This window comes from Streptomyces bicolor (assembly GCF_000719285.1).
Lineage (GTDB): Bacteria > Actinomycetota > Actinomycetes > Streptomycetales > Streptomycetaceae > Streptomyces > Streptomyces bicolor.
Genome location: NZ_JOFS01000003.1, coordinates 236,563 through 262,635, shown reverse-complemented (window position 1 = coordinate 262,635; position 26,073 = coordinate 236,563). Strand labels below are relative to the sequence as shown.

27 protein-coding genes are annotated in these 26,073 nt (G+C 71.1%); 13 read left to right on the top strand and 14 right to left on the bottom strand.

The window, feature by feature from the left end; translation table 11 throughout:
• Nucleotides 1-275: 275 nt before the first annotated feature.
• Nucleotides 276-1,484, top strand: a complete 1,209-nt coding sequence (gene serB / locus IF78_RS0105120) for a phosphoserine phosphatase SerB (protein ID WP_031477236.1) — start codon at nt 276-278, stop codon at nt 1,482-1,484.
• 144 nt (nt 1,485-1,628) lie between these two features.
• On the opposite strand, the gene IF78_RS0105115 is transcribed toward serB, so the two are convergent.
• From IF78_RS0105115 to IF78_RS0105100, 4 genes are all read right to left on the bottom strand, one after another.
• Nucleotides 1,629-2,147: a SixA phosphatase family protein gene (locus tag IF78_RS0105115; RefSeq protein ID WP_031477237.1), complete on the bottom strand. Its 519-nt coding sequence runs from the start codon at nt 2,145-2,147 to the stop codon at nt 1,629-1,631.
• Nucleotides 2,148-2,233: 86 nt separating this feature from the next.
• Nucleotides 2,234-2,440, bottom strand: a complete 207-nt coding sequence (locus IF78_RS0105110) for a hypothetical protein (protein ID WP_031477238.1) — start codon at nt 2,438-2,440, stop codon at nt 2,234-2,236.
• A gap of 235 nt (nt 2,441-2,675) precedes the next feature.
• Nucleotides 2,676-2,792 (bottom strand): SGM_5486 family transporter-associated protein, encoded by a 117-nt coding sequence (locus IF78_RS50365; protein WP_086021381.1) that lies wholly within the window; start codon nt 2,790-2,792, stop codon nt 2,676-2,678.
• A gap of 50 nt (nt 2,793-2,842) precedes the next feature.
• Entirely contained in the window at nt 2,843-4,138 is a 1,296-nt protein-coding gene (locus tag IF78_RS0105100; RefSeq protein ID WP_031477239.1) for a CynX/NimT family MFS transporter, read from the bottom strand.
• A 70-nt stretch (nt 4,139-4,208) separates the two neighbouring features.
• On the opposite strand from IF78_RS0105100, the gene IF78_RS0105095 reads away from it, so the two are divergent.
• Complete coding sequence (locus IF78_RS0105095) at nt 4,209-4,901, top strand: FadR/GntR family transcriptional regulator (RefSeq protein WP_031477240.1); 693 nt, start codon at nt 4,209-4,211, stop codon at nt 4,899-4,901.
• Here the strand turns inward: IF78_RS0105095 and IF78_RS0105090 are convergent.
• The 3 genes from IF78_RS0105090 to fabG form a co-directional block, all read right to left on the bottom strand.
• The gene (locus tag IF78_RS0105090; RefSeq protein ID WP_031477241.1) at nt 4,879-5,229 is read right to left on the bottom strand and encodes a hypothetical protein; all 351 of its coding nucleotides are present in this window, start codon (nt 5,227-5,229) and stop codon (nt 4,879-4,881) included. The two genes, IF78_RS0105095 and IF78_RS0105090, sit on opposite strands and share 23 nt — an antisense overlap.
• A gap of 161 nt (nt 5,230-5,390) precedes the next feature.
• Nucleotides 5,391-6,167, bottom strand: coding sequence for an enoyl-ACP reductase FabI (gene fabI, locus IF78_RS0105085; RefSeq protein WP_031477242.1), 777 nt, complete (start codon nt 6,165-6,167; stop codon nt 5,391-5,393).
• Nucleotides 6,168-6,172: 5 nt separating this feature from the next.
• Nucleotides 6,173-6,877 carry a 3-oxoacyl-[acyl-carrier-protein] reductase gene (gene fabG, locus IF78_RS0105080; RefSeq protein WP_031477243.1) on the bottom strand — a complete coding sequence of 235 codons (705 nt, stop codon included), beginning with the start codon at nt 6,875-6,877 and terminating at the stop codon, nt 6,173-6,175.
• Between the two features lie 240 nt (nt 6,878-7,117).
• On the opposite strand from fabG, the gene IF78_RS0105075 reads away from it, so the two are divergent.
• Genes IF78_RS0105075 through tyrS form a run of 3 tightly spaced genes read left to right on the top strand, consistent with a single transcriptional unit; the run spans nt 7,118 to nt 11,356 of the window.
• Nucleotides 7,118-8,641 carry a TldD/PmbA family protein gene (locus tag IF78_RS0105075; protein ID WP_031477244.1) on the top strand — a complete coding sequence of 508 codons (1,524 nt, stop codon included), beginning with the start codon at nt 7,118-7,120 and terminating at the stop codon, nt 8,639-8,641.
• Nucleotides 8,638-10,032, top strand: coding sequence for a metallopeptidase TldD-related protein (locus IF78_RS0105070; protein ID WP_031477245.1), 1,395 nt, complete (start codon nt 8,638-8,640; stop codon nt 10,030-10,032). The genes IF78_RS0105075 and IF78_RS0105070 overlap by 4 nt, the downstream gene beginning before the upstream one ends.
• 55 nt (nt 10,033-10,087) lie before the next feature.
• The gene (gene tyrS, locus IF78_RS0105065; protein ID WP_031477246.1) at nt 10,088-11,356 is read left to right on the top strand and encodes a tyrosine--tRNA ligase; all 1,269 of its coding nucleotides are present in this window, start codon (nt 10,088-10,090) and stop codon (nt 11,354-11,356) included.
• 66 nt (nt 11,357-11,422) lie between these two features.
• Here the strand turns inward: tyrS and IF78_RS0105060 are convergent, their stop codons facing one another.
• Nucleotides 11,423-11,701 carry a GlsB/YeaQ/YmgE family stress response membrane protein gene (locus tag IF78_RS0105060; RefSeq protein ID WP_031477247.1) on the bottom strand — a complete coding sequence of 93 codons (279 nt, stop codon included), beginning with the start codon at nt 11,699-11,701 and terminating at the stop codon, nt 11,423-11,425.
• A gap of 245 nt (nt 11,702-11,946) precedes the next feature.
• Between IF78_RS0105060 and IF78_RS0105055 the strand changes: the two genes are divergently transcribed.
• Nucleotides 11,947-12,345, top strand: coding sequence for a DUF3099 domain-containing protein (locus IF78_RS0105055; RefSeq protein ID WP_031477248.1), 399 nt, complete (start codon nt 11,947-11,949; stop codon nt 12,343-12,345).
• 238 nt (nt 12,346-12,583) lie between these two features.
• Complete coding sequence (locus tag IF78_RS0105050; RefSeq protein WP_031498045.1) at nt 12,584-12,796, top strand: hypothetical protein; 213 nt, start codon at nt 12,584-12,586, stop codon at nt 12,794-12,796.
• A gap of 98 nt (nt 12,797-12,894) precedes the next feature.
• On the opposite strand, the gene moaA is transcribed toward IF78_RS0105050, so the two are convergent.
• The 3 genes from moaA to IF78_RS0105035 all read right to left on the bottom strand — a co-directional run bounded on the left by moaA (nt 12,895) and on the right by IF78_RS0105035 (nt 16,014).
• A complete protein-coding gene (gene moaA / locus IF78_RS0105045; protein ID WP_031477249.1) occupies nt 12,895-13,884 on the bottom strand; it encodes a GTP 3',8-cyclase MoaA in 990 nt (329 codons plus the stop codon).
• Nucleotides 13,885-14,032: 148 nt separating this feature from the next.
• Nucleotides 14,033-15,661 (bottom strand): solute symporter family protein, encoded by a 1,629-nt coding sequence (locus IF78_RS0105040; protein ID WP_031477250.1) that lies wholly within the window; start codon nt 15,659-15,661, stop codon nt 14,033-14,035.
• Nucleotides 15,658-16,014, bottom strand: coding sequence for a DUF485 domain-containing protein (locus IF78_RS0105035; RefSeq protein ID WP_031477251.1), 357 nt, complete (start codon nt 16,012-16,014; stop codon nt 15,658-15,660). The genes IF78_RS0105040 and IF78_RS0105035 overlap by 4 nt, the downstream gene beginning before the upstream one ends.
• A 372-nt stretch (nt 16,015-16,386) precedes the next feature.
• Here IF78_RS0105035 and IF78_RS0105030 point away from each other — a divergent pair, with 372 nt between their 5' ends.
• The 3 genes from IF78_RS0105030 to IF78_RS0105020 all read left to right on the top strand — a co-directional run bounded on the left by IF78_RS0105030 (nt 16,387) and on the right by IF78_RS0105020 (nt 20,626).
• Nucleotides 16,387-17,925: a S8 family peptidase gene (locus IF78_RS0105030; protein ID WP_031477252.1), complete on the top strand. Its 1,539-nt coding sequence runs from the start codon at nt 16,387-16,389 to the stop codon at nt 17,923-17,925.
• Between the two features lie 147 nt (nt 17,926-18,072).
• Complete coding sequence (locus tag IF78_RS0105025; RefSeq protein WP_031477253.1) at nt 18,073-19,500, top strand: CoA transferase; 1,428 nt, start codon at nt 18,073-18,075, stop codon at nt 19,498-19,500.
• Nucleotides 19,501-19,618: 118 nt separating this feature from the next.
• Nucleotides 19,619-20,626 carry a CopD family protein gene (locus IF78_RS0105020; protein ID WP_031477254.1) on the top strand — a complete coding sequence of 336 codons (1,008 nt, stop codon included), beginning with the start codon at nt 19,619-19,621 and terminating at the stop codon, nt 20,624-20,626.
• Nucleotides 20,627-20,675: 49 nt separating this feature from the next.
• Here the strand turns inward: IF78_RS0105020 and IF78_RS0105015 are convergent, their stop codons facing one another.
• Together IF78_RS0105015 and IF78_RS0105010 are read right to left on the bottom strand one after the other, a co-directional pair.
• Nucleotides 20,676-21,740 carry a zinc-dependent alcohol dehydrogenase family protein gene (locus tag IF78_RS0105015; protein WP_031477255.1) on the bottom strand — a complete coding sequence of 355 codons (1,065 nt, stop codon included), beginning with the start codon at nt 21,738-21,740 and terminating at the stop codon, nt 20,676-20,678.
• Between the two features lie 170 nt (nt 21,741-21,910).
• The gene (locus IF78_RS0105010) at nt 21,911-22,621 is read right to left on the bottom strand and encodes a VIT1/CCC1 transporter family protein (protein WP_031477256.1); all 711 of its coding nucleotides are present in this window, start codon (nt 22,619-22,621) and stop codon (nt 21,911-21,913) included.
• Between the two features lie 196 nt (nt 22,622-22,817).
• On the opposite strand from IF78_RS0105010, the gene IF78_RS0105005 reads away from it, so the two are divergent.
• The 3 genes from IF78_RS0105005 (at nt 22,818) to IF78_RS0104995 (ending at nt 24,985) form a co-directional block, all read left to right on the top strand.
• Nucleotides 22,818-23,831 (top strand): DEDDh family exonuclease, encoded by a 1,014-nt coding sequence (locus tag IF78_RS0105005; protein ID WP_031477257.1) that lies wholly within the window; start codon nt 22,818-22,820, stop codon nt 23,829-23,831.
• 79 nt (nt 23,832-23,910) lie between these two features.
• Nucleotides 23,911-24,144: a hypothetical protein gene (locus IF78_RS0105000; protein WP_078662307.1), complete on the top strand. Its 234-nt coding sequence runs from the start codon at nt 23,911-23,913 to the stop codon at nt 24,142-24,144.
• Between the two features lie 49 nt (nt 24,145-24,193).
• Entirely contained in the window at nt 24,194-24,985 is a 792-nt protein-coding gene (locus tag IF78_RS0104995; RefSeq protein ID WP_031477259.1) for an SURF1 family cytochrome oxidase biogenesis protein, read from the top strand.
• Between the two features lie 32 nt (nt 24,986-25,017).
• On the opposite strand, the gene IF78_RS0104990 is transcribed toward IF78_RS0104995, so the two are convergent.
• Nucleotides 25,018-25,965 (bottom strand): hypothetical protein, encoded by a 948-nt coding sequence (locus tag IF78_RS0104990; protein WP_031477260.1) that lies wholly within the window; start codon nt 25,963-25,965, stop codon nt 25,018-25,020.
• Nucleotides 25,966-26,073 lie beyond the last annotated feature (108 nt).

Here is a 26,073-nt window from a genome sequence, read left to right as displayed (position 1 = left end):
TCAGCCGAAACGCCACTCACGAACCGCGAGCAGGGCCCGCACACCTCGCCGCAAGCCCCCCGCCCCTCCCCCCGGAGCGCCGCCATACGCCCCGCAGGCACCCGGCGCGAGTCGGTGCCCCAGCTCACAGGGACACCTGTGCCGATCCACAGGCACTGGTGCGACCGTGGCCCGGATGTAAGACTCGCGCCATCCGAGCGACACCCATTGTTCCGTGTCCGCTAGGCGGACCTCGGCGGCGGCAGGCACTGAGTGCCGGATACGGTGGAAGCACCATGAGCGCTTCGCAGACCTCCGACATCCCCACACTTCTCGTCAAGATCTTCGGGAAGGACAGGCCGGGAATCACGGCCGGCCTCTTCGACACGCTGGCCGCCTACTCCGTCGACGTGGTCGACATCGAGCAGGTCGTCACCCGTGGCCGGATCACGCTGTGCGCACTCGTGACGCCTCCTCCCGCCGGCTCGGAGGGGGATCTGCGGGCGACCGTCCACAGCTGGGCGGAGTCGATGAAGATGCAGGCGGAGATCATCTCCGGCCGCGGTGACAACCGGCCCCGTGGGCTCGGACGGTCCCTCGTGACCGTGCTCGGGCACCCGCTCACCGCCGAGGCGACCGCCGCGATCGCCGCCAGGATCACCAAGTCCGGCGGCAACATCGACCGTATCTTCCGGCTCGCCAAGTACCCCGTGACCGCGGTGGAGTTCGCGGTGTCCGGCGTGGAGACCGAGCCCCTGCGCACCGCCCTGGTGACCGACGCGGCGGCACTGGGTGTCGACATCGCCGTGGTCGCCGCGGGTCTGCATCGGCGCGCCCAGCGGCTCGTCGTCATGGACGTGGACTCCACGCTCATCCAGGACGAGGTGATCGAGCTCTTCGCCGCCCACGCCGGCTGCGAGGACAAGGTGGCCGAGGTGACGGCGGCCGCGATGCGCGGAGAGCTGGACTTCGAGCAGTCGCTGCACGCGCGCGTGGCGTTGCTGGAGGGTCTGGACGCCTCGGTGGTGGAGAAGGTGCGCAGCGAGGTACGGCTGACGCCGGGCGCGCGCACGCTGATCCGTACGCTGAAGCGGCTCGGCTACCAAGTGGGGGTGGTCTCGGGCGGGTTCACCCAGGTCACCGATGACCTGAAGGAGCGGCTCGGGCTCGACTTCGCCCAGGCGAACACGCTGGAGATCGTCGACGGGAAGCTGACGGGCAAGGTCACCGGCGAGATCGTCGACCGGGCCGGCAAGGCGCGACTGCTGCGCCGGTTCGCCGCCGAGGCGGGTGTGCCGCTGTCCCAGACGGTGGCGATCGGCGACGGCGCCAACGACCTCGACATGCTCAACGCGGCCGGCCTGGGCGTCGCCTTCAACGCCAAGCCGGTGGTACGGGAGGCGGCGCACACGGCCGTGAACGTGCCGTTCCTGGACACGGTCCTGTATCTGCTGGGCGTCACTCGCGAAGAGGTCGAGGCCGCGGACATGCACGACGAGGTCTGACGCGCCGCGGGTGGATCGCCGCAAGGGCGAGTAGGCATGCGCTGTCGTGCCCTCGATGGGCTACACCCGCGGTCCTGCACCCGCTGTCCTGAACACAAGGGGCCCGGCACCGCGACGGTGCCGGGCCCTTTTCGCGTGGGTCGGTCACTCCGACGGTGCCCAGTAGTCCAGCAGCGTGGCCACGCCGGGCTCCAGCGTCTTCCAGGTGCCGCTGAAGGAGAGGACGGCGAAGGCGGCGGCCGGGAAGCCGCGGCGGCTCATGCGCTCGCGCGCGTCGCCCTCGGCCGAGCCGGACAGAATCTCGGCGAGGCCCTGTACGCCGGGGTTGTGGCCGATCAGCAGGACGTTCTGCGCGTCGTCGGGTGTCTCGTTGAGCACGGCGATCAGCTCGCCGGGGGAAGCCTCGTAGATCCGCTCTTCGTAGACGGTTTTCGGCCGGTGCGGGAACTCGTGGACGGCCAGCTTCCAGGTCTCCCGGGTCCGGACCGCAGTGGAGCACAGGGCCAGATCGAAGGGGATACCGGTGTCGGTCAGCCTGCGGCCGGCCTCTGCTGCGTCCAGTCGGCCGCGCTCTGCGAGGGGCCGCTCGTGGTCGGTCACCTGTGGCCAGTCGGCTTTCGCATGCCGGAAGAGGACAATCCTGCGGAGTTCTGCGACGCTCATGGGTCCCAGCTTCGCATGAAACAGGCCACGGGGCGCAGGTAGTTGACGGGCAGCTTCGGCCGTGCTCAGCGCGCGATCAGCCGTGTTCAGCGCATGATCAGCTGCTGAATGCGCTCGAAGAGCTGGGTGATCGCGGGCTCGGCGGTCGCCGCCTGGGCGTCGGACGGGTTGAGTATCAGCGTCAACAGCGTGATGAAGGCGAGTGTCGGCAGGGCGAGGGCCCACCAGGGCAGCCGGATGTCGGCACGGCCCGTGGACGCCGGGTGGGGCGGGGTGTGCGTACGGGCCGACATGATGCCTCCGTGGGTCTTCGAGTGGTCCGTGTCCGCCTCTCGCGGTCACACTCCGAAGCTACGGAAGTCGCGGCCCTCAACCCATCCGGTGATCCACCCAGTTGACCCTGACACTCACCCCCTAGGGGATGGTGGTGCTAGCCCCACCATCGGCCCGACGCGGTGTGTCGGGGAGGCGGGCGAGGGCGCCCACGAGGGCGCCGCGCGTCAAGCGAGATGCATCAGGAGAGGCGAGTCAGGGAGAGGCGATCGTCGCGATGATGCCGATGATCACGAAGATGGCGAAGAACGCGCCGAAGACGAGCAGCATCTTCTTCTGGCCGTTCTGGGGGTTCGGGTCGAGCACTGGCATACGGCAAGTCTCGCACCCCCCGCCCGCACCGGGCGCGCCGGGGTGAGGGCTCAGCGGATCGCCTCGTCCTCCACCGTGCGGTTCCGTCCCGCGAGGACGCCCACCAGCATCTGCGGGATCATCAGTGCGGTCATGAGCGCGATGGGCAGCCCCCAGCCGCCGCTGTGCTGGTAGAGCACGCCCACCAGGAGCGGGCCGGGGATGGAGAGCAGATAGCCGGTGCTCTGCGCGAAGGCGGACAGCTGGGCGACGCCCGCACCGGTCCTCGCCCGCATCCCGACCATCGTGAGGGCCAGCGGGAAGGCGCAGTTGGAGACGCCGAGCAGCAGCGCCCAGGCCCACGCTCCGGCGGCCGGCGCGAAGTACAGGCCGGCGTAGCCGGCGAGACCGCAGACGCCGAGGGCGATGACGATCGGGCCCTGGTGCGGCAGCCGGGTGGCGACGCGTGGGATGACGAAGGCCAGCGGCACGCCCATCACCATCGTGACGGCGAGCAGCAGCCCGGCCGTGGACGCGGGGACACCGGCGTCCCGGAAGATCTGCGCCATCCAGCCCATGGTGATGTAGGCGGCGGTGGCCTGGAGCCCGAAGAAGACGGCGAGCGCCCAGGCGGTGCGGCTCCGGGTGATACGCAGGGGCGCCTCCTCGCGCGCGTGCTCCCGCCTCGCCGCCGACGGCTCGGCCGGCCCCGCGCCCCGCCGTCGTACGAACGGAATCCACGGCAGTACGGCCGCCGCGGCCAGCCCCGCCCACACCGCGAGGCCGGTCTGCCAACTGCCGCCCAGCGTCTCGGTCATGGGCACCGTCACGGCGGCCGCCGACGCGGTGCCGAGGGCGAGGGCCATCGAGTACAGGCCGGTCATGGAGCCGACCCGGTCCGGGAACCAGCGCTTGACGATGACCGGCATCAGGACGTTGCTGACGGCGATGCCCATGAGGGCGAGGGCGCTGGCGGCCAGGAAGCCGGCCGTGCTGCCGGCGTACGGGCGCAGCAGCAGTCCGGCGGTGATGGCGGCCATGCCGGCGCACACCACGGCGCCGGGGCCGAAGCGGCGGGCGAGCCGTGGGGCCATGACGCCGAAGACGGCGAAGCAGAGCGGGGGCACGGAGGTGAGCACTCCGGCCACGGTGCCGCTCATGCCGAGCCCGTCGCGGACCTCTTCGAGGAGGGCGCCGAGGCTGGTGATGGCGGGGCGGAGGTTCAGCGCCGACAGCACGATGCCGAGCACGAGCAGTCGTGTCGTCCACGCGCGCGTGGAGGGCGTCCTGGGCTCGCTCGTCTCCGAAGTTCGTATGGATGTCGCCGTCGTGGTCCGGGTGTCCTCGCTTGCCATGTGGACCATCATAGAATCATGGGATGATTGGTTGTCCACCCCCGGGCCGCCCGGTCCCGGCCCTCCCGTGCGAAGGTGTGCCATGCCCCTGAGCCACCCCCGCCGCTCGGCGCTGTCCGAGCAGGTCATCGCGGCGTTGCGGAACCAGATCGCCTCGGGCGAATGGCCGGTCGGCTCCCGTATCCCGACGGAGCCCGAACTGGTCGAGCAACTCGGCGTGGCCCGCAACACGGTCCGCGAGGCGGTCCGCGCGCTCGCGCACAACGGCCTGCTGGACATCCGGCAGGGCTCCGGCACCTACGTGGTGGCGACCAGCGAGCTGGCCGGTGTGATGCACCGCCGGTTCGCCGACGCCGACCCCCGGCACATCGCCGAGCTGCGGGCCACGCTGGAGTCGGCCGCCGCGAAGCTGGCCGCCGAGCGGCGCACGGAGAGGGACCTCAAGCAGCTGGACGCGCTGCTGGTGCGGCGCGAGGAGGCCTGGGCGTCCGGTGACGCGGAGGCGTTCGTGGTGGCCGACTCGACCTTCCATCTGGCCGTGGTGGCGGCCTCCCACAACGACGTCATGACCGCGATGTACGCGGACCTCGGCGAGGTGCTGCGGGACTGGCTGCGTGAGGACGTGGGCGAGGAGCTGACGCCGGAGACCCACATGGACCACGCGCGGCTGGTCGACGCGATCCGCGCGGGCGACGCGACGGCGGCAGCGGCCGAGGCCGCGAGCTACCCGTTCCTGTGCCGTCCAGGGCGCATCAGCTCTCCCGCCGGTGACTGACCCACACCGAGCCGACCTCTTTCCAGCACCGCGCGGTCATCCGCACGGTCTGCGCCGGCTCGGCGTCCACCGAGGAGCCGTCGCTGTCGAGGTCCCACCAGCGGGCGCACTCGACGTGCAGGCTCACACGGTCGGTCTCCGGATACGGGTTGTGGCAGTACACGGTCACATGGGAACCGGTGACGCGTACCCGGCACTCGGCGCCGAACAGTTCCTGAGGCTCGGCTTCGGCGGCGGGCACGCGCGCGTGGGCCATCGCCGCGTACGGCAGGGGCAGTACGAGTGCGACGGCGACGGTCGTTGAGGCCAGGCGGCGGGACAAGCGCACAAGGGGACCTCCTCGGCCGTACGGGGGAGGGGCTGGCGTGGTGAACGCGTACTCCAGAGTGCGCGGTCGCGGGTCTCCCCCGCCCGGCCGGATAGGCCGAACGAGTGACGCCCCGCTCCCCGCGCGCGGCGGGAAACGGGGCGTCCACGACGTACGAAGGATCAGGCGCCGATGGCGTGCAGGCCGCCGTCCACGTGGACGATCTCGCCGGTGGTCTTCGGGAACCAGTCCGACAGCAGGGCGACGATGGCCTTGCCCGCCGGCTCCGGGTCCTCCAGCTTCCACTCCAGCGGGGAGCGGCTGTCCCACACGGACGCCAGCTCGGCGAAGCCGGGGATGGACTTCGCGGCCATGGAGCCGAGCGGGCCCGCCGAGACCAGGTTGCAGCGGATGTCGTGCTTGCCCAGGTCACGCGCCATGTAGCGGTTCGTGGCCTCCAGGGCGGCCTTGGTGGGGCCCATCCAGTCGTACTGCGGCCAGGCGAACTGCGCGTCGAAGGTGAGGCCGACGACGGCGCCGCCCTCGGTCATCAGCGGCAGCAGCGCCATGGTCAGCGACTTCAGGGAGAAGGCGGAGACGTGCATGGCGGTGGCCACGGACTCGAACGGCGTGTTCAGGAAGTTGCCGCCGAGCGCGTCCTGGGGCGCGAAGCCGATGGAGTGCACGACGCCGTCGAGCCGGTCGCCCAGGTGCTCGCGGACCTGGCTCTCCAGGCGGGCGAGGTGCTCGTCGTTGGAGACGTCGAGCTCCAGGACCTTGACCTTCTCCGGCTGGGGGAGCTTCTTGGCGATGCGCTCGGTGAGCGTCGGACGCGGCCAGGCGGTGAGGATGATCTCCGCGCCCTGCTCCTGGGCCAGCTTGGCGGCGTGGAAGGCGATGGAGGACTCCATCAGCACACCGGTGATGAGGATCTTCTTGCCCTCGAGGATTCCAGCCATGGTGATCAGTGACCCATTCCCAGTCCGCCGTCAACGGGGATGACGGCTCCAGTGATGTACGAGGCGTCGTCCGAGGCGAGGAACCGCACCGTCGCGGCGATCTCCTCCGGCTGCGCGTACCGGCCGAGCGGGACCTGCTGCACGATGTTCGCGCGCTGCTCGTCGGTGAGCACCTTGGTCATGTCGGTGTCGACGAAGCCGGGCGCGACGACGTTGAAGGTGATGTTGCGCGAGCCCAGCTCACGGGCGAGGGAGCGCGCGAAGCCGACCAGGGCGGCCTTGGAGGCGGCGTAGTTCGCCTGGCCGGGACCGCCGTACAGCCCGACCACCGACGAGATCAGCACGACGCGGCCCTTCTTGGCGCGCAGCATGCCGCGGTTGGCCCGCTTGACCACGCGGAAGGTGCCGGTGAGGTTGGTGTCGATGACCGAGGTGAAGTCCTCCTCGGACATGCGCATCAGGAGCTGGTCCTTGGTGATCCCGGCATTGGCGATCAGAACCTCGACGGGGCCGTGCTCCGCCTCGATCTCCTTGTAGGCCTGCTCCACCTGCTCGGTGTCGGTGATGTCGCACTTGACGGCGAGGAAGCCTGCCGGCGGCTCACCCGAGCGGTATGTGATCGCGACCTTGTCGCCGGCGTCGGCGAAAGCGCGGGCGATGGCGAGGCCGATGCCCCGGTTGCCTCCGGTGACGAGAACCGAGCGGCTCAACGGATCACCCTTTCGATAGGGGTCTGACACACCCGCCCGAACAGCTGGTTGACAGGCGGCTTCTCCGAAAACCTATCGGTCCCGTCCCGGCCTCGGACATTCGGGCACCGACAGTGGCTTACCGGCGTCGCTGTCGGGTCCCTACAGAAAGATGCCGACTCCAGCCGGAAACGTGTGGTCCGGGGCCACGCCCGCGCGACATGATCGGTGCCGACTGGCCACGACAGCAGGGAGACCTCCGTGCCCCATACGATCGATGAAGCCTTCACGGCGCTTCCGCTACGCGCCCTGGCCGACGCGGCGCTGGCACGCGCGCGTGCGCTGGGTGCCGAGCACGCGGACTTCCGGTTCGAGCGGGTGCGCAGCGCGTCCTGGCGGCTGCGGGACGCCAAGCTCGCCGGGTCGTCGGACACCACCGACCTCGGGTACGCGGTGCGGGTCGTGCACGGCGGGACCTGGGGCTTCGCCTCCGGGGTCGATCTGACCCTGGACGCCGCCGCCAAGGTCGCCTCGCAGGCGGTGGCGATGGCGAAGCTGTCCGCCCAGGTGATCAAGGCCGCCGGGTCGGACGAGCGGGTGGAGCTCGCCGACGAGCCCGTGCACTCCGAGAAGACATGGATCTCGTCGTACGAGATCGATCCGTTCACCGTGCCCGACGAGGAGAAGTCGGCCCTGCTGGCGGACTGGAGCGCGCGCCTGCTGGCGGCGGACGGGGTCAACCACGTCGACGCCTCGCTGCTCACCGTCCATGAGAACAAGTTCTACGCCGACACCGCCGGGACCGTGACCACCCAGCAGCGCGTACGGCTGCACCCGCAGCTGACCGCGGTGTCGGTCGACGAATCGAGCGGCGAGTTCGACTCGATGCGCACCATCGCGCCGCCCGTCGGACGCGGCTGGGAGTACCTGACCGGCACCGGCTGGGACTGGGACGACGAACTGGCGCGCATCCCCGAGCTGCTCGCCGAGAAGATGCGGGCGCCGAGCGTCGAGGCGGGGCCGTACGACCTCGTCGTCGACCCCTCCAACCTGTGGCTGACCATCCACGAGTCCATCGGCCACGCCACCGAACTGGACCGCGCGCTCGGCTACGAGGCCGCCTACGCCGGCACCTCCTTCGCCACCTTCGACCAGCTCGGCAGGCTCAGGTACGGCTCGGACCTGATGAACGTCACCGGTGACCGCACCGCCGAGCACGGCCTGGCGACCATCGGATACGACGACGAGGGCGTCGAAGGCCAGTCCTGGGACCTGGTGAAGGACGGCACCCTCGTCGGCTACCAGCTGGACCGGCGGATCGCGAAGCTGACCGGGTTCCAGCGGTCCAACGGGTGCGCGTTCGCCGACTCCCCCGGGCATGTGCCGGTGCAGCGCATGGCCAATGTGTCGCTGCAGCCGGATCCGGCCGGGATGTCGACCGAGGATCTGATCGGGAGCGTGGACCGCGGGATTTATGTGGTCGGCGACCGTTCCTGGTCGATCGACATGCAGCGCTACAACTTCCAGTTCACCGGGCAGCGGTTCTTCAAGATCGAGAACGGGCGGATCACCGGGCAGCTGCGGGACGTCGCCTACCAGGCGACGACCACCGACTTCTGGGGCTCGATGGCCGCGGTGGGCGGGCCGCAGACCTACGTCCTGGGCGGTGCCTTCAACTGCGGCAAGGCGCAGCCGGGGCAGGTCGCGGCGGTCTCGCACGGCTGCCCGTCGGCCCTCTTCAAGGGAGTCAACATTCTGAACACCACGCAGGAGGCCGGTCGATGAGCGCCCGTACGAACAAGCCGCACGAGATCGTCGAGCGGGCCCTGGAGCTTTCCCGGGCGGACGGCTGCGTCGTCATCGCCGACGAGCAGTCGACCGCCAATCTGCGCTGGGCGGGCAACGCGCTGACCACGAACGGCGTCACGCGCGGGCGGACGCTCACCGTGGTCGCGACCGTGGACGGCAAGGAGGGCACGGCCTCCGGGGTCGTCTCCCGGTCCGCGGTGACCGCCGACGATCTGGAGCCGCTGGTGCGGGCCGCCGAGGCCGCCGCGCGCGGTGCCGGGCCCGCCGAGGACGCGCAGCCGCTGGTGACGGACGCACCGGCGTCGCCGGACTTCACGGACGTCCCGGCCGAGACCTCGTCCACCGTGTTCGCCGACTTCGCCCCGGCGCTCGGTGAGGCGTTCGCACGCGCGCGTGCGGGCGGGCGGGAGCTGTACGGGTTCGCCAACCACGAGCTGGTGTCGACGTATGTGGGCACGTCCACGGGGCTGCGGCTGCGGCACGACCAGCCCAACGGGACGCTGGAGCTGAACGCCAAGTCCCCGGACCGTACCCGCTCGGCGTGGGCGGGGCGCTCCACGCGGGACTTCAAGGACGTGGACCCGACGGCGCTGGATGCCGAGCTGGCCGTACGTCTCGGCTGGGCCGAGCGGCGCCTCGAGCTGCCGGCGGGCCGGTACGAGACGCTGCTGCCGCCGACCGCCGTTGCCGACCTGCTGATCTACCAGATGTGGTCGGCGTCGGGGCGGGACGCGGTCGAGGGCCGGACGGTGTTCTCCAAGCCCGGCGGCAAGACGCGCGTCGGCGAGCGGCTGACCGAGCTGCCGCTGACTCTGCGCAGCGATCCGAACGAGCCGGGTCTGGAGTCGGCGCCGTTCGTGATCGCGCACTCCTCCGGGGGCGACACGTCCGTCTTCGACAACGGGCTGCCACTCGCGGCCACCGAGTGGATGCGCGAGGGCGAGCTGAAGCACCTCACCACCAGCCGCCACAGTGCGGGACTGACCGGTCTGCCCGTGGCGCCCGGCATCGACAACCTGATCCTGGACGGCGGCGAGGACCGGTCGCTCGAGGAGATGGTCGCGAACACCGAGCGCGGGCTGCTGCTGACCTGCCTCTGGTACATCCGCGAGGTCGACCCGGCGACGCTGCTGCTCACCGGCCTGACCCGGGACGGGGTCTACCTCGTCGAGAACGGCGAGGTGACCGGCGAGGTCAACAACTTCCGGTTCAACGAGTCGCCGGTGGACCTGCTGGGGCGGGCCACGGAAGCGGGACGTACGGAGAAGACGTTGCCCAGGGAGTGGAGCGACTGGTTCACCAGGGCGGCGATGCCGGCGCTGCGCGTCCCCGATTTCAACATGAGCTCTGTCAGTCAGGGCGTATAACCTCGTAGTCGGCTGTCACCCGACTGCCCGAGATCATCAAGGAGACACGAGAACCGTGACGGACATCGTCGACGAGCTGAAGTGGCGCGGCGTGATCGCCCTGTCCACTGACGAGGACGCATTGCGCAAGGCGCTCGCGGACGGTCCCGTCACGTTCTATTGCGGTTTCGACCCGACCGCGGCCAGCCTGCACGTCGGCCACCTGGTCCAGGTCCTCACCATGCGGCGCCTGCAGCAGGCGGGTCTGCGCCCGCTTGCGCTGGTCGGCGGTGCCACGGGCCAGATCGGCGACCCGCGCCCGACGGCCGAGCGCACGCTGAACGACCCGGAGACGGTCGCGAACTGGGTGAACCGGCTGCGTGCGCAGATCGAGCCGTTCCTCTCCTTCGAGGGCGACAACGCCGCGACGATGGTGAACAACCTGGACTGGACGGCCGGGATGTCGGCCATCGAGTTCCTGCGGGACATCGGCAAGCACTTCCGTGTCAACAAGATGCTCACCAAGGACTCGGTCGCCCGCCGGCTGCAGTCCGAAGAGGGCATCAGCTACACGGAGTTCAGCTACCAGCTGCTGCAGGGCATGGACTTCCTGGAGCTGTACCGGCGGCACGGCTGCACGCTCCAGCAGGGCGGCAGCGACCAGTGGGGCAACCTCACGGCGGGTCTGGACCTGATCCACAAGCTGGAGCCGCACGCCCAGGTGCACGCTCTGGCGACCCCGCTGATGACCAAGGCGGACGGCACCAAGTTCGGCAAGACCGAGGGCGGTGCCGTCTGGCTCGACCCGGAGATGACGACGCCGTACGCGTTCTACCAGTTCTGGCTGAACGCGGACGACCGGGACATCTCGACCTACATGCGCATCCTCTCCTTCAAGCCCCGTGCGGAGCTGGAGGAGCTTGAGAAGCAGACCGAGGAGCGCCCCCAGGCGCGGGCCGCGCAGCGTGCGCTGGCCGAGGAGCTGACGACGCTGGTGCACGGCGCCGACCAGACGGCCGCCGTGATCGCCGCGTCCAAGGCCCTCTTCGGGCAGGGCGAGCTGACGGAGCTGGACGACCGGACGCTTGCGGCGGCCCTCTCCGAGGTGCCGCACATCCAGGTCGAGCAGCTCGGTCCGGTCGTCGACCTCTTCGCGGAGGTCGGTCTCGTGGCCAGCAAGTCCGCCGCGCGACGGACCGTGAAGGAGGGCGGGGCCTACGTGAACAACGTCAAGGTCGCCTCCGAGGACGCGGTGCCCGCGAAGGAGGAGCTGCTGCACGGGCGGTGGCTGGTGCTGCGGCGCGGAAAGAAGAACCTGGCGGCTGTCGAGGTCACGGGCGCCTGAGCGGACGTACGCACGGCGAGGGGGCGGCTTCCCGGAAAGGAGGCCGCCCCCTCGCCATGATCGGCTTCAGGTGCGCTGCTTTCGCTTTCCCAGCGTCGCCATGTACAGCATGTCCCCCGCGTACACGATGATCACCGCCGCGACGATCTGGAAGATGTGCCGGCTCCAGTCGATGCCGCGGGTCGACTCGACGCCGAACCCACGGGCGACGGCGTTACCGACGATCGCGCCCAGCATGCCGAAGATGGTGGTCAGCCAGAGGGGGCTGTGCTGCTTGCCCGGGATGAGCGCCTTGGCCAGCAGACCCAGCACGAATCCCACGATGATCGCCCACAACCAGCCCATGGCTTCCTCCTCCTACGACTCGGGGTGAGCCTCATGCCCAGTCTTGGTCCGGCGGCGGTACGCCGCATGCCGGGTACCGCCGTACGTGTTACGGCCGACGGCGTTCCCCCAGGTGGCAGGGGCCCCGGTCTCGTAGGCGGCGGAGACGGGGCGTACCGTGGGAGGTGTCCTGGCCCGGGTCCCCGACCGGGGGCGGACGGGTACGGGCAGGGGGAGAGTCCGATGCGGGCGGATGGTGGAATCTGATGCGGAAGCTGCATGCCGGCGGTAACGCTCAGGTGTTCCGGATCACCGGGGCACGGGCAGGTCTCCAGGACGATGTGCGCGCCCGGCAGCGCCGGTACGTCATCTCGATGTCGGTCCGTACGGTGTCGGTGATCCTCGCCGCCTCGCTGTGGAACGTCGAACGGCACGTCGCGATCGTGGCGTTGGTGCTCGGGTTGATCCTGCCGTACATCGCGGTGGTGATCGCCAACGCGGGGCGGGAGAACGCGCCGTCCCTGCCGTCGACGTTCGTGGTGGCGCCGACGCGGCCCATGCTCACGCCGCCCCGGACGAATGACGGCTCCGCGGAATCCGTCCCGGAAGATGTCGCGGACGACTCCGCGCCGGGCGCACAAAGCAAAGCGGGCGACGGGGTGTGACCCTGCGGAGTGGGGTCCTCCGGAAGTCTCCGTGAGTCGACTCCGCGCCAAGCTCAGGAAAAGCTCAGATCAATAGTGCTGTTCCGGTGCCGGGGGACGGGTTACCCGTGACATACTTCGTGGACGCTCCGCATCCCCCGTCGGAGCGACGGACCGACGCCGGGCAGCTCCCCCCGTGGCTGCTCGGCGTCGCCTTTTGTGTGCGACGTTTCTGCAACGCCAACGGTGAGACGAATCTGTGAGTGACACACCTATCTGTTCTGCCAAGGGCTGCCGTGCCGACGCCGTGTGGGTGCTGGCGTGGAACAACCCGAAGATTCATACGCCGGAGCGGCGGAAGACGTGGCTTGCCTGTGAGGAGCATCGCGAGCATTTGTCGCAGTTCCTCGGGGTGCGGGGGTTCCTGAAGGACGTCGTGCTGCTGGAGGAGTGGGAAACTCCGGGAGTTTGAGGGCGCACCATCGGTCCGGGATGTACGCGTTTGTATGGCGTGTGCGGCGCCATCGTGGCTGGTCGCGCAGTTCCCCGCGCCCCTTAGAGGCCTTGCCCTTACCCGCCGATAGCGGACATCGGCCTGTCCGGCTGGACGAATGACGGATCGTCCAAGCCCGCTCCCGCCTTCTTGCCCCACATCGCCAGCCGCCAGATGCGGGCGATCTCCTCGTCCGGGGCGCCGGAGCGCAACGCCGCGCGCAGGTCGGTTTCCTCGCGGGCGAACAGGCACGTGCGGACCTGGCCGTCGGCTGTCAGGCGGGTGCGGTCGCAGGCTGAGCAGAACGGGCGGGTGACCGAGGCGATGACGCCGACCACGTGGGGGCCGCCGTTCACCAGCCAGCGCTCCGCCGGGGCCGAGCCGCGCTTCTCCGCGCCCTCCTCGGTGAGCTCGAAGCGGGTGCGCAGGGAGGTCAGGATGTCTCCGGCGGTGATCATGCCGTCGCGCTTCCAGCCGTGCTGGGCGTCCAGGGGCATCTGCTCGATGAAGCGCAGTTCGTAGTCGTGCTCCACGGCCCAGGCGAGGAGGTCGGGGGCCTCGTCGTCGTTGAGGCCCGGCATCAGGACCGAGTTGACCTTGACCGGGGTCAGGCCCGCCTCGCGGGCGGCGTGCAGGCCCTCGATGACGTCCTTGTGGCGGTCGCGGCGGGTGAGGGTCTTGAAGACGTCGGGGCGCAGGGTGTCCAGGGAGACGTTGACCCGGTCCAGGCCGGCCGCCTTCAGGGCGGGTGCCGTGCGCTTGAGGCCGATGCCGTTGGTGGTCAGCGACATCTGGGGGCGGGGGTCGAGGGCGGCGACCCGCTCGACTATGCCGACCAGGCCGGGGCGCAGCAGGGGCTCGCCGCCGGTGAAGCGGACCTCCTCGATGCCGAGGGAGGTGACCGCGATGTCGATCAGGCGGACGATCTCGTCGTCCGTGAGCAGGTCCGGCTTGGCCAGCCATTGCAGGCCTTCCTCGGGCATGCAGTAGGTGCACCGCAGGTTGCAGCGGTCGGTCAGCGAGACCCTCAGGTCGGTGGCCACTCGGCCGTAGGTGTCGATGAGCACGTGGGCCCCCTCCCTGGTCACGACCAGATTCAACTTCCGTCACCTGCGAGCCTACGTGACCGCACGGACAGTGACACAGGCCCGATCCCACGACGTAAGACGCGGCCGCGTCGTAGAGACCTACGACGCGGCCGCTCAGGGGCGATGCTCAGTGGGCGCCGGTGCCGGTCAGGGACCGGACCTCCAGCTCCGCGTACTTGCCGGCGTCCGGCTCTTCCTTGGACAGGACCGTGCCGAGCCAGCCCATGAGGAAGCCGAACGGGATGGAGATGATGCCCGGGTTCTTCAGCGGGAACCAGGCGAAGTCGACGTCCGGGAACATCGCCTTCGGATCACCGGAGACGACCGGCGAGAACAGCACCAGGCCGACGGCGACGATCAGACCGCCGTAGATCGACCACAGCGCACCCTGCGTGGTGAACCGCTTCCAGAACAGGCTGTAGAGGATCGTCGGCAGGTTGGCCGAGGCCGCGACCGCGAAGGCCAGGGCGACCAGGCCGGCGACGTTCAGGTCGCGGGCGAGGGCGCCCAGCAGGATGGAGACGGCGCCGATGCCGATGGTGGCGAGGCGGGCGGCCCGGACCTCCTCCTTCTCGGTGGCCTGGCCCTTCCTGATGACGTTCGCGTAGATGTCGTGGGCGAACGACGAGGACGATGCCAGGGTGAGGCCGGCGACGACCGCGAGGATGGTCGCGAAGGCGACGGCCGAGATGGTGGCGAGCAGGATCGCGCCCCAGGCCGAGTCGACGCCGCCCAGGTGCAGGGCGAGCAGTGGTGCCGCCGTGTTGCCGGACGGGTTGGACGCGATGATCTCCTCCTGGGAGATCAGCGCGGCCGCGCCGAAGCCGAGCGCGATGGTCATCAGGTAGAAGCCGCCGATGATGCCGATCGCCCAGTTCACGGACTTCCGGGCGGCCTTGGCGTTGGGCACCGTGTAGAAGCGGATCAGGATGTGCGGCAGGCCGGCGGTGCCGAGGACCAGGGCGATGCCGAGGGAGATGAAGTCCAGCTTGGAGAGGCCGGTCGCGCCGTACTGGAGGCCGGGCTCCAGGAAGGCGGCGCCCTTGCCGCTGTTCTCGGCGGCCTTGCCGAGCAGGTCGGAGATGTTGAAGTTGAACTTCAGCAGCACCAGGAAGGTGATCAGGAGGGTGCCGCCGATGAGCAGCACGGCCTTGACCATCTGGACCCAGGTGGTGCCCTTCATGCCGCCGATGGAGACGTACACGATCATCAGGACGCCGACGAGGGCGACGATGAGGATCTTGCCGGCGTCGGTGGTGATGCCGAGCAGCAGCGAGACGAGGACGCCGGCGCCCGCCATCTGGGCGAGCAGGTAGAAGATCGACACGACGATCGTGGAGGTGCCGGCCGCGGTGCGGACCGGGCGCTGGCGCATGCGGTACGCGAGCACGTCACCCATCGTGTAGCGGCCGGAGTTCCGCAGCGGCTCGGCCACCAGGAGCAGGGCGACCAGCCAGGCGACCAGGAAGCCGATGGAGTACAGGAAGCCGTCGTAGCCGAAGAGGGCGATGGCGCCCGCGATGCCGAGGAACGACGCGGCGGACATGTAGTCGCCGGAGACGGCGAGGCCGTTCTGGAAGGCGCTGAACGACCGGCCGCCCGCGTAGAAGTCGGCGGCGTCCTTGGTCTGCCGGCCCGCCCACACGGTGATGAAGAGCGTCGCGATCACGAACGCGGCGAACAGGGAGATGATCAACGGCCGGTGCTCGCTGGCCTCGTTGGCCGCGAGCTGGACCTGGGCAATCGCGGGGCTCATGCGCCGCCCTCCATACGGGTCTTGATGGCCTCGGCCTTGGGGTCGAGCTTGGCGCCGGCGTGACGCGCGTACCACCAGGCGATGAGGAACGTGGTGACGAACTGGGCGATACCGAAGACGAACGCGATGTTGATGTTGCCGAACAGCTTGGTGCCCATGAAGTCGCCCGCGTAGTTGGACAGCAGGACGTACAGCAGGTACCAGACGATGAAGGCGACGGTCAGCGGAAAGGCGAAGGAGCGGTAGGAGCGGCGCAGTTCACCGAACTCCGCACTCTGCTGCACCTCGGCGAACTCCTCGGTGGAGGGGAGTTTGTGTTGCTCTTTCGAGGGGGGCGGTGCGTCGGTAGCCACGGAGTCTCCTCGCGTTGCGGGCGCTGTTGCGACGATGGACGGGGACGGTTGGGGGGTTGGGGACGAATCGGGTACGGGCATGGCGGCTCTGTTCCTAGCGGTGACGTGGATCACTTGAGCCGGGTGGCGATGTTAGGGCCCCGGCGCGTGATCCGACAGAGGGCTCGATCCTGCTCGCGCCCCCTTCACAAGGTCACGGCGCCACGCGAGGACCGGTTCAACTCCGATGGCTCTTTTCCGAAGTCACCCGGGCCAGCGATTGCTGGCCAGGAGGTTCGGGGTTAGCTTCGCTCCTGCACCACTCGTCATGTACCTGCCCGGGCGCCCATCCGCGCTCCGGGCGGTTGCCGTTCCGGATGATGTGGAGATCCCATGACTCATCTGCGGTCCAGACGCCGACTCGGCCTCGCCGCATCGCTCGCCCTGTCGCTGACCGCCTCGCTCGGCTTCCTGCCGACGGCGGCCTCCGCCGCGCCGTTCGCGGAGCCCGGAGTGCGGGCCACGGATGCCACGGGCGCGCCCAACCTGGCGTATGTCGTCAACACCCGGACGGACCGCCGCACGATCGAGTCCGTGAAGAAGGAGATCGCCGCGAAGGGCGGCACCGTCGTGATCGCGTACGAGAAGATCGGCGTGATCGTCGTCCACTCGGCGAACCCCGACTTCGCCAAGGCGATGCGAGCGGTGCACGGCGTGCGCTCGGCGGGCGCCACACGTACGGCGCCCCTGACCGCCGCCGGGGCGACGGACGAGGGCCCCGTCCAGCCACTCACGAAGCGGCAGGCCGCGAGGACCGCGAGCGCGTCCGCGGCGGTGGGTGACGGCGAGCCCCTCGAGGCCGACCAGTGGAACCTGCGCGCGATCGGCGCCGACCGGGCCGCGGACATCGAGCCGGGCAGTGCCAGGGTGACCGTCGCCGTCATCGACAACGGCGTCGACGACACCCACCCGGACCTCGCGCCGAACTTCTCCGCCGCCCAGTCGGCGAACTGCGCCGGCGGCAGGGCGGACACCAGCGCGGGCGCCTGGCGGCCGTACACCACCGCCGACGCCCACGGCACGCACGTGGCCGGTGAGATCGCGGCGCCCCGCAACGGGATCGGCATCGCGGGCGTCGCGCCCGGCGTCAAGGTCTCCGCCATCAAGGTGAGCGACCCGGTCAACGGCCTCTACTACCCGGAAAGCGTGGTGTGCGCCTTCGTGTTCGCCGCCGACCACGGCGTCGAGATCACGAACAACAGCTACTACGTCGACCCGTGGCTCTACAACTGCCTGGACGACCCGGACCAGCGGGCGATCGTCGACGCGGTCAACCGGGCCCAGCTGTACGCCCGGAACAAGGGCACCCTCAACCTCGCCTCGGCCGGCAACTCCAACCACGACCTGGCCTCCGACGCGATCGTCGACGCCAGCAGCCCCGACGACTCGACCCCGGTCACGCGCACGGTCGACCCGCACGCGTGCTTCGACGTGCCGACGCAGCTGCCGGGCGTCGTGACGGTCGCCGCGACAGGCGTACAGAACCTCAAGTCCTACTACTCCACCTACGGTTACGGCGTCATCGACATCGCGGCCCCGGGCGGCGACCGCCGCTACCAGATCCCCGACACCCCGTCGAAGAACGGCCGCATCCTGTCCACCCTCCCGGACGGCCAGTACGGCTTCCTGCAGGGCACGTCGATGGCCTCCCCGCACGCGGCGGGCGTGGCCGCGCTGCTGAAGTCGCGGTACCCGAAGGCGACCCCGGCCCAGCTCCAGGGGCTGCTGAAGGCCCAGGCGGACAACCCGGGCTGTCCCGAGTCGTACGACCAGGACGGCGACGGCAAGCAGGACGCGGTGTGCGAGGGCGGCGAACTGTTCAACGGCTTCTACGGGTTCGGCATCGTCGACGCGCTGGAGGCGGTCGAGTGACGGCGCGGTTCTGAGAGTTCCCGTTCGCCGGAGTCAGGGAAGGCGCGTCCGCTTCCGAGGTCGGGGCGGCCGGCGGGGCGTCACGCGCCTTTCCCCTACGGCACGCTCCAGGAGCCCGGCGCATCCTTTCCGGCGCATAGTGGCGTCATGACACACAACGGCCCCACGACAGACGCAGCCAGTGCCCCTACGACAAGCCTGGAGTACGCCTGGTCCGCCCTGGGCGGCGATCCCGCGCTCCTCGCGCGCGTGTCGCTCGTCCCCCGGCGTGGTGCTCTCGAAGCGCGCCTGCCCGTGCGGGAGTTGGCACGCGCGTGCGTGGGGGCGTGCGCGCTGGCCGCGGCCGAGCTGGGGGCGCGGCGGGCCGGGCTCGCCGAGGTGCCCGAGGTGCGGCTGGACGACGGGGCGGTCGCCACGGCGTTCGTGAGTGAACGGCATCTGCTGGTCGACGGGCGAGCGCCGGTCAACTTCGCACCGCTGTCGCGGTTCTGGCGGACGGCGGACGGCTGGGTGCGGACGCATGCGAACTATCCGCACCACCGGGCCCGGCTGCTGGCCGCGCTGGGTGTGCCGGAGGAGGATCCGGACGCGGTGGCCGCGGCGCTCGCCGAGCGGTCCTCGCACGAGGTCGAGGAGTCCGTGTACGCGGCCGGCGGGCTGGCCGTGGCCCTGCGTACGCCCAAGGAGTGGTCGGCGCACGAACAGGCTGCCGCGGTGGCCCTGCGGCCGCTGGTCGAGCGCGAACGACTCGACACGGCACCCGCGCGCGTACTCCCGCCTCTCGACGGCACTCCCCTGCTGCCCGCCGCCGGCGTACGCGTCCTGGACCTGACACGGGTCATCGCGGGCCCCGTCGCCACCCGCACGCTCGCGCTGCTCGGCGCGGACGTACTGCGCCTGGACGCCCCGCAGCTGCCCGAACTGCCCGACCAGCACGCCGACACGGGCTTCGGGAAGCGCTCGGCGACCCTGGACCTGGCAGCCGACCGGCGCGCCTTCGAGGAGCTGCTCGAGTCGGCGGACGTCGTCGTCACCGGGTACCGGCCGGGCGCCCTCGACAGGCTCGGGCTCTCGGCACGGGAGCTGGCCGAGCGGCGGCCCGGTCTGGTCGTGGCGCAGTTGTCGGCATGGGGGGCGTACGGCCCGTGGCGCGAGCGGCGCGGGTTCGACAGCCTCGTCCAGGTCGCCACCGGGATCGCCGCGATCGAGGGAGCCGGGGCTGACGGACCTGCCGGACGTCCCGGCGCGCTGCCCGCGCAGGCCCTCGACCACGGGACGGGGTATCTGCTGGCGGCGGCCGTACTGCGGGCCCTGACCGAGCGGCGGGAGCGGGGGTACGGCCAGTGCGTACGGTCGGCCCTGGCGCGCACGGCACAGTGGCTGACGAACGGCATCCGGCCGGGCCCGGAGGGGGACGCGACGTACGAGTCACCCGACGCCTGGCTCACCGAACGGGACAGCGCACTGGGGCGGCTGCGGTACGCCCGGTCACCGGTGTCGTTCGCGGGCGGTCCCCTCGACTGGGCGCGGCCGCCGGGGGGTTGGGGCGCGGATACGGCGGGGTGGGGCGGGTGAGGACCGGGGGTTCGTGTCGGGCTTGAGCCGCCCGAGCCGTACCCCTAGGCGGAATGCCGCACCACCACTTGTTTTCCGGCACTTGCCCGAATCTGTGATGTTTTGTGAAGATCATGAGGTGACATTGACCGAACCCTCCCCCGCCGCGTCCGACGGGAGTGCGCCGAGACCGCGCCCCGGCGTCGGCCCCGCCGTCGCCGTTCTCGTCCTGGTGGGGCTGGCGGCGCTGATCCCGCTGCTCGGACCGTCGGCCGCGCTGCACGGCACCGGGGAGGCCGCCGCGCCCGGCACCGGTGGGATCGCACTGCTGCGCACGGTGCTGTTCGCGGCGCTGTGCGTCCCGCTGGGCGAGCTGTTCGTGAGCCGGCTGGCCAGGTCCGTGCCCGGCGCTCCCCCCGCACTGCCCAGCAGCTGGGCGCCGTACGCGGCCGCCGCCGGTTTCGTCGCCGCCCTCGGCCTCGCCTCGGTCGTCTCCACGGGCAACCTCGTGCCGGACAGCCCCGCCGACCTCGACATCGGCGGCCTGTACGCGTCGCGTGACGGCAAGCTGGCGCTGCTGGAGGTCAACGCCTTCGCCGTGGCCGGGCTGTGCGCCCTCTCGCGCCGGCCGACCGGCCAGGTCTGGCCACTGGCCGCGGTCGTGGTCGCCGAGGCCCTGCGCGCCCACCCCACGACCGAGCACAGCCCGCTGCTGGGCTCCGGCCTGACGCTCGTGCACCTCACCTGCGCGTCACTCTGGGTCGGCGGGCTGCTGTACGCGCTGCGAACCCTGCGCGGATGGAGTGCCGCGCGCGCGGGTGCGGCCCTGCTCGGCCTTTACGCGCGCGTGGCGGCCGTACTGCTCGCCGCCATCACGGCGACGGGGGTGGGGAGTTCGCTGCGCAGGATGCCGTCGGACACCGTCCTCGGGCAGGTGACGGACACGGCGTACGGGCGTGCACTGCTGGCCAAGGTGCTCCTGGTGGTGGCCGTGGCCGCGCTCGCCCTGTGGGCCCGGGCCCGGCTGCGCCGCGCGACCGACCCGCTGACCGCCTGCTCTCCCGCACGCGCGGAGGTCGTCGCCCTGGGAGTGGTGGTCGCGCTGTCGGGGCTGCTGACGGCGCTGCCGGTACCGATCCGCTGGTGAGCCCGTCGGTCCCGTGGCCGGCTTCTCCCCGGCGTCGGTCGACTGGCCCTCAGCCGGCTTCTCCCCGGCCTCGGTTGGTGACCAGGACCTTGAGCGCGGTGCGCTCGTCCATCGCCTTGTAGCCGGCGGGGACGTCCTCCAGGCCGACGGTCATGTCGAAGACGGGCGACGGGTCGATGGTGCCGTCCAGGACGTCGGGCAGCAGCTCCGGGATGTACGTGCGGACCGGCGCGACTCCTCCGCGCAGCGCGATGTTGCGGTCGAACAGGACGCCGAGGTCGAGACCCGTGCCGCTGCCGTGCGGCACACCGACCCAGCCGACGGTGCCGCCGTCGCGGGCGATCCCGACCGCCGTACGCATCGACTGCTCGGTACCGACGGCCTCGACGACGGCGTGGGCGCCCTGCCCGCGCGTGAGTTCGCGTACGGCCTCGACGGCCGCGTCCCCGCGCTCGGCGACGACGTCGGTGGCGCCGAAGCGGCGCGCGATGTCCGTACGGACCTGGTGGCGGCCCAGCGCGATGATCCGCTCCGCGCCGAGCCGCTTGGCGGCGAGCACCGCGCACAGGCCGACGGCACCGTCCCCGACGACGGCGACCGTGGCGCCCGGGCGGGCTCCGGCTCCGAGGGCGGCGTGGTGGCCGGTGCCCATGACGTCGGACAGGGTCAGCAGGGCGGACAGCAGGCGGTCGTCGCCGGCCGCGTCCTTGGGAAGCCGGACGAGGGTGGCGTCGGCGAAGGGAACGCGTACTGCCTCGCCCTGGCCGCCGTCCGAGCCGACGGTGCCCCAGAAGCCGCCGTGTTCGCAGGAGGTGGTGAGACCCTCGCGACAGTAGTCGCAGACGCCGTCCGACCACATGAAGGGCACGACCACGAGGTCACCCCGCGCGACGCCCGTGACCTCGGAGCCGGTCTCCTCGACGACGCCGAGGAACTCGTGGCCGATCCGCTGACCCGGCTCCCGGGCCGCCTCGCCCCGGTACGCCCACAGGTCGCTGCCGCAGATGCAGGCGCGCAGCACCCGGATCACGGCGTCGGTGGGCTGCCGCACCACCGGGTCGGGCACGTCCTCCACGCGCATGTCGAAGGGGGCGTGGATGGTGGTGGCGCGCATGGCGAGGGTCCTTCTCGTCTGTTGTCGTACGTGCGCTGGAGTGGGGTGGTCGAGCGCGCACCCCACCGTACGTCGCTGTCGGCGCCCGGCGCGCTTCGAGGGCTCCGAGTGTGCCAGTGGCCTGGGAGAACCGCGCGGCAATATCGGCGCCCACCGGCGGCAGGCCGCCGCTACACCCCGGCCACGTCCAGCAGCGACCCGGCCGCGTAGGTGACCCCCATGGCCAGCGCGCCGCCCGCCACATTGCGCAGCACCGCGCGGGCCGGGGCGGCGGCGCCCAGGCGGGCGCTGCTCCAGCCGGTCAGGGCGAGGGCGGCCAGCACGGAGACGACGGTGACCGCCAGCCGCCGGTCCGCGGGCGGCAGCACCATCGCGAGCAGCGGCAGCAGCGCCCCGGCCGTGAACGCCACGAAGCTCGCCCACGCCGCGTGCCACGGGTTGGTCAGCCGGTCCGGGTCGATACCGAGCTCCACGCGCGCGTGTGCCTTCAGCGCGTCCCGTTCCGTCAACTGCACGGCCGCCTCCCGGGCGACCTCCCGGGACAGCCCCCGTCGCTCCAGCAGTTCCGTCAGCTCCTCCAGTTCCGCCTCGGGCCGCTCCCGCAACTCCCGTCTCTCCACGGCCAGCGCGGCCTTCTCCGAGTCACGCTGCGTGGACACCGAGACGTACTCCCCCGCCGCCATCGACATCGACCCGGCGAGCAGCCCGGCCAGCCCGGCCGTGAGCAGCGCCGAGCGGTCGTCCGTCGCGCCGGCCACGCCGACTACGAGTCCCGCGGTCGACACGATGCCGTCGTTCGCCCCGAGGACGGCCGCCCGCAGCCAGTTCAGCCGCTCGCCCAGCGCACCACCGTGGGCTTCGTCATGCGTTGGTCCGGTCACATGCGGAGGATCGCACCACGGGGGACATCCGGGACGTACCGACGCTCACGTTGGGGCACCGCGGTCACCGGAGTGCGGCAACACGGCGTGGGCGACGACCGGTTGACGCGTGTGCGTTCGCCGCGCTCGAACGGGCGGGCGTGGCAAGGCACCTGACGGTCAGGACTGTCAGTGGCGGCCCGTATCCTCAGTGACCATGCTCGAAGACCGTACGACGACCGCGGCGTCCTCCCCGACAGTGTGGCCGGCCGCGTATCCCCAGGGATACGCGGTCGTTGACGTGGAGACCACCGGCCTGGCCCGGGAGGACCGGATAATCTCCGCGGCCGTCTACCGGCTGGACGCACGCGGCGAGGTCGAGGACCACTGGTACACGCTGGTCAACCCCGAGCGCGATCCGGGCCCGGTCTGGATCCACGGTCTGACGAGCGAGGTGCTCGAGTCGGCGCCCCTCTTCACGGACATCGCCGAGGAGTTCTCGGCCCGCCTCGACGGCCGGGTGCTCGTCGCGCACAACGCCGTCTTCGACTGGCAGATGATCGCGCGGGAGTACGCGCGCGCGGAGCGGCAGGCGCCGGTACGGCAGCGGCTGTGCACCATCGCGCTGTCCAAGGAGCTGGGCCTGCCGCTGCCCAACCACAAGCTGGAGTCGCTGGCCGCGCACTTCGGCGTCGTACAGCAGCGCGCGCACCACGCGCTCGACGACGCGCGCGTGCTGGCGGAGGCGTTCCGACCGAGCCTGCGGGCCGCGGCGGCGGACAGCGTGCGGCTGCCGCTGCAGGAGTGCCGGCCGCTGACCGAGTGGCGGGACACCGCCACGCCCCGGATCGGGCAGCAGGCGGGTGGATACGCCGGCTACAACGGCTCCGGCGGCTACCGCCCGACCAGTTGGCGGCCGTCCCGCAAGAGGCCCGCCTGCCCCTATCCCAACCCGGGCCGCTACGAAGAGGGCAAAAGGCTCAAGCAGGGCATGCGGGTCGCCTTCTCCGGAGACACGTCGGTCGAGCGGGACCTGCTGGAGGACCGCGCGGTCGAGGCCGGGCTGCATGTGTCGACGAGCCTGTCCCGGCTGACCAGCCTGCTCGTCACGAACGACCCGGACGCGGGCACCTCGAAGGTGGTCAAGGCCCGGCAGTACGGTACGCCGGTGATCGACGAGGCGGCCTTCGGGCAACTCCTCAGGGATGTGGAACCCGCGTCGGAGCAGTGACCGTACGGACGGGTGATTGCCGCGCGACTCGCCCGGAGCCCTCTCGCCCGGGCCGCGGTGACGGCTCACCCTGTGGCGCATGGCGACATGTGAAGTATGCGGAAACGACTACGGCATGACCTTCGAGGTGCACGCGCAGGGCGCGGTGCACGTCTTCGACTGCTTCTCCTGTGCGATCCACCGCATGGCACCCATCTGCGAGCACTGCCGTGTCCAGATCATCGGGCAGGGCGTCGAGGTCGAGGGCCACTGGTACTGCGGCGCCCACTGCGCCCGCCAGGAGGGAAAGGTGGGGATCGTCGACAAGGTGTGACCCGGTACCCGCCTGAAAGCACCCCACGACCGAGTTGTACGGTCGTGGGGTGTACCGCTTCCTGTTGTCCCGGCAGTGGGTGATCCTCACGCTGGTCGCCCTGCTTCTCATCCCCACGATGATCAGGCTGGGCATCTGGCAGATGCACCGCTACGAGGAGCGCAGCGCCCGCAACCAGCTGGTCGCCGACGCGCTGGGCGCGAAGCCGGTGCCCGTGGAGGAGCTGACGTCCCCGGGACACACCGTCACCTCGAAGCAGCGGTACCGCACCGTGACCGCGGAGGGGCGGTTCGACACCGACCGGGAAGTCGTCGTCCGGCGGCGCGTCAACGCGGACGAGGAGGTCGGCTTCCACGTCCTGACCCCCTTCGTCCTGACGGACGGCAAGGTGCTGCTGGTCAACCGCGGCTGGATCCCCGCCGACGGGCCGAGCCAGACGGCCTTCCCGAAGATCCCCGGGCCGCCGAGCGGCCGGATCAGCGTCACCGGGCGGCTGATGCCCGACGAGACGACCGAGGCCAGCGGCATCAAGAACCTCGAGGGCCTTCCCGACCGGCAGGTCATGCTGATCAACAGCGAGCAGGAGGCGCGGCGGCTGGACGCCCAGGTGCTGGGCGGCTACGTCGTGCAGACGGCGCCCGAGCCGAAGGGCGACACACCTGAGCTGATCGGGAAGCCCGGTGACGAGAACGCTCCGCTGAACTACGCGTACGCCATCCAGTGGTGGCTGTTCGCGGCGGGCGTCCCCGTCGGCTGGTTCATCCTGGCCCGCCGCGAGGCCCGGGAACGGGCGCAGGCGGCTGCGCCGGAGGAGACGGAGACGACGCCGGCTCCGGTATAGCGGGTATAGCGGGGCCGGCCAAGGGGTCGCTCTCACGTCCGGCGGCCGGTCAGCTGGTCCCGCCAGTAGCGGAACGTGCGTTCCGGCTCGGGCAGCAGGTCCCAGGGGTGGCGGGTCATGTGGCGGCCGATGCGCCGGAACGCCGGGGCCGCCTCGGCCGGGCGGTGGGCGCGGGTCAGGGCGAAGGCGAGGACGTTGAGGTCGGTGACGGCTTCGGCGTGCGGGGCGGCGGACGTGTGGAACCAGCGGGAGAGGGCCGTGTCGATCTCCCGTACCGCCCGGGGTTCGGTCCAGTGACCGCTCACGCCGAGTGCGGCGAGGCCGTGCTGCTCCTGGCGGTGGGCGACGAGTTCCACGCGGGCCGCCACCGGCAGCAGGGCGATCGGTGAGCCGTGCGGTGCCTGGAAGGCGACCTGCCAGGCGAAGTCCATCATGTCGGGAACCGCGCCGTGCCCGCGCGGGGACAGGTAGCGCAGCATCAGGTGGTAGGCCGTCCGATGCCAGGGGGCGCGGTTGACGGCCTGGGTCCACACGGGCACGGCGTCCTGCACCGGCACGGCGCAGGAGTGCATCAGGGACAGCAGCGCCAGCCAGGGGGTCGGATCCTCCGGGCAGGCCGCGGCGGCGCGCAGACACAGCTGCTCGGCGCGGCGGACCGCGTCGTGCCCCTCGGCCGGGGCGCGGGCCGACTGAACGTAGGCGCGCAGGACGAGCGCGTCGCCGTCGTCGGGGCGGTCGGTGGCCCATCTCTCGGCGACCGCGGCCGGTAGGCCCCGGGCGAGGACGGAGACCCGGTGGGTACGGCGGTCCCAGTCGCGTCCTGTGGTGTGCAGCAGTGCGGCCACGGGTTCCCATGCGGGGCTGGAACGGCCGGCGCCGAGGCCGTGGAGCTGCTGGGTGGGCCGGAGTTCGCGCAGGGTCCTGTGCAGGGGGTCGTCGTCGAGTTCGGGGCGGATCAGGAGGGAGCTGCGTCTCAGCATCTGTGTCTCGCCGTGGGTGGGTTCTGTCTTCGGGCGGGTGCGGATGGTCGGGGGCTGGTCGCGCCCACGCGGCGGAGCCGCATGTCGATACGGCCCCGCGCCCCTTGG

Bases quoted from the DNA above. Each gene is read 5' to 3' on its own strand.
- IF78_RS0105110 (WP_031477238.1), bottom strand. From the start codon at position 2,440: ATGTCGGCCCGTACGCACACCCCGCCCCACCCGGCGTCCACGGGCCGT.
- IF78_RS0105070 (WP_031477245.1), top strand. From the start codon at position 8,638: ATGAGCGCCCGTACGAACAAGCCGCACGAGATCGTCGAGCGGGCCCTG.
- IF78_RS0105115 (WP_031477237.1), bottom strand. From the start codon at position 2,147: ATGAGCGTCGCAGAACTCCGCAGGATTGTCCTCTTCCGGCATGCGAAA.
- IF78_RS0105060 (WP_031477247.1), bottom strand. From the start codon at position 11,701: ATGGGCTGGTTGTGGGCGATCATCGTGGGATTCGTGCTGGGTCTGCTG.
- IF78_RS0105030 (WP_031477252.1), top strand. From the start codon at position 16,387: ATGACTCATCTGCGGTCCAGACGCCGACTCGGCCTCGCCGCATCGCTC.
- IF78_RS50365 (WP_086021381.1), bottom strand. From the start codon at position 2,792: ATGCCAGTGCTCGACCCGAACCCCCAGAACGGCCAGAAGAAGATGCTG.
- fabI (WP_031477242.1), bottom strand. From the start codon at position 6,167: ATGGCTGGAATCCTCGAGGGCAAGAAGATCCTCATCACCGGTGTGCTG.
- IF78_RS0105040 (WP_031477250.1), bottom strand. From the start codon at position 15,661: ATGAGCCCCGCGATTGCCCAGGTCCAGCTCGCGGCCAACGAGGCCAGC.
- IF78_RS0105095 (WP_031477240.1), top strand. From the start codon at position 4,209: ATGCCCCTGAGCCACCCCCGCCGCTCGGCGCTGTCCGAGCAGGTCATC.
- IF78_RS0105015 (WP_031477255.1), bottom strand. From the start codon at position 21,740: ATGCGCGCCACCACCATCCACGCCCCCTTCGACATGCGCGTGGAGGAC.
- IF78_RS0105025 (WP_031477253.1), top strand. From the start codon at position 18,073: ATGACACACAACGGCCCCACGACAGACGCAGCCAGTGCCCCTACGACA.
- IF78_RS0104990 (WP_031477260.1), bottom strand. From the start codon at position 25,965: ATGCTGAGACGCAGCTCCCTCCTGATCCGCCCCGAACTCGACGACGAC.
- IF78_RS0105100 (WP_031477239.1), bottom strand. From the start codon at position 4,138: ATGATGGTCCACATGGCAAGCGAGGACACCCGGACCACGACGGCGACA.
- IF78_RS0105055 (WP_031477248.1), top strand. From the start codon at position 11,947: ATGCGGAAGCTGCATGCCGGCGGTAACGCTCAGGTGTTCCGGATCACC.
- serB (WP_031477236.1), top strand. From the start codon at position 276: ATGAGCGCTTCGCAGACCTCCGACATCCCCACACTTCTCGTCAAGATC.
- IF78_RS0105005 (WP_031477257.1), top strand. From the start codon at position 22,818: ATGCTCGAAGACCGTACGACGACCGCGGCGTCCTCCCCGACAGTGTGG.
- IF78_RS0105000 (WP_078662307.1), top strand. From the start codon at position 23,911: ATGGCGACATGTGAAGTATGCGGAAACGACTACGGCATGACCTTCGAG.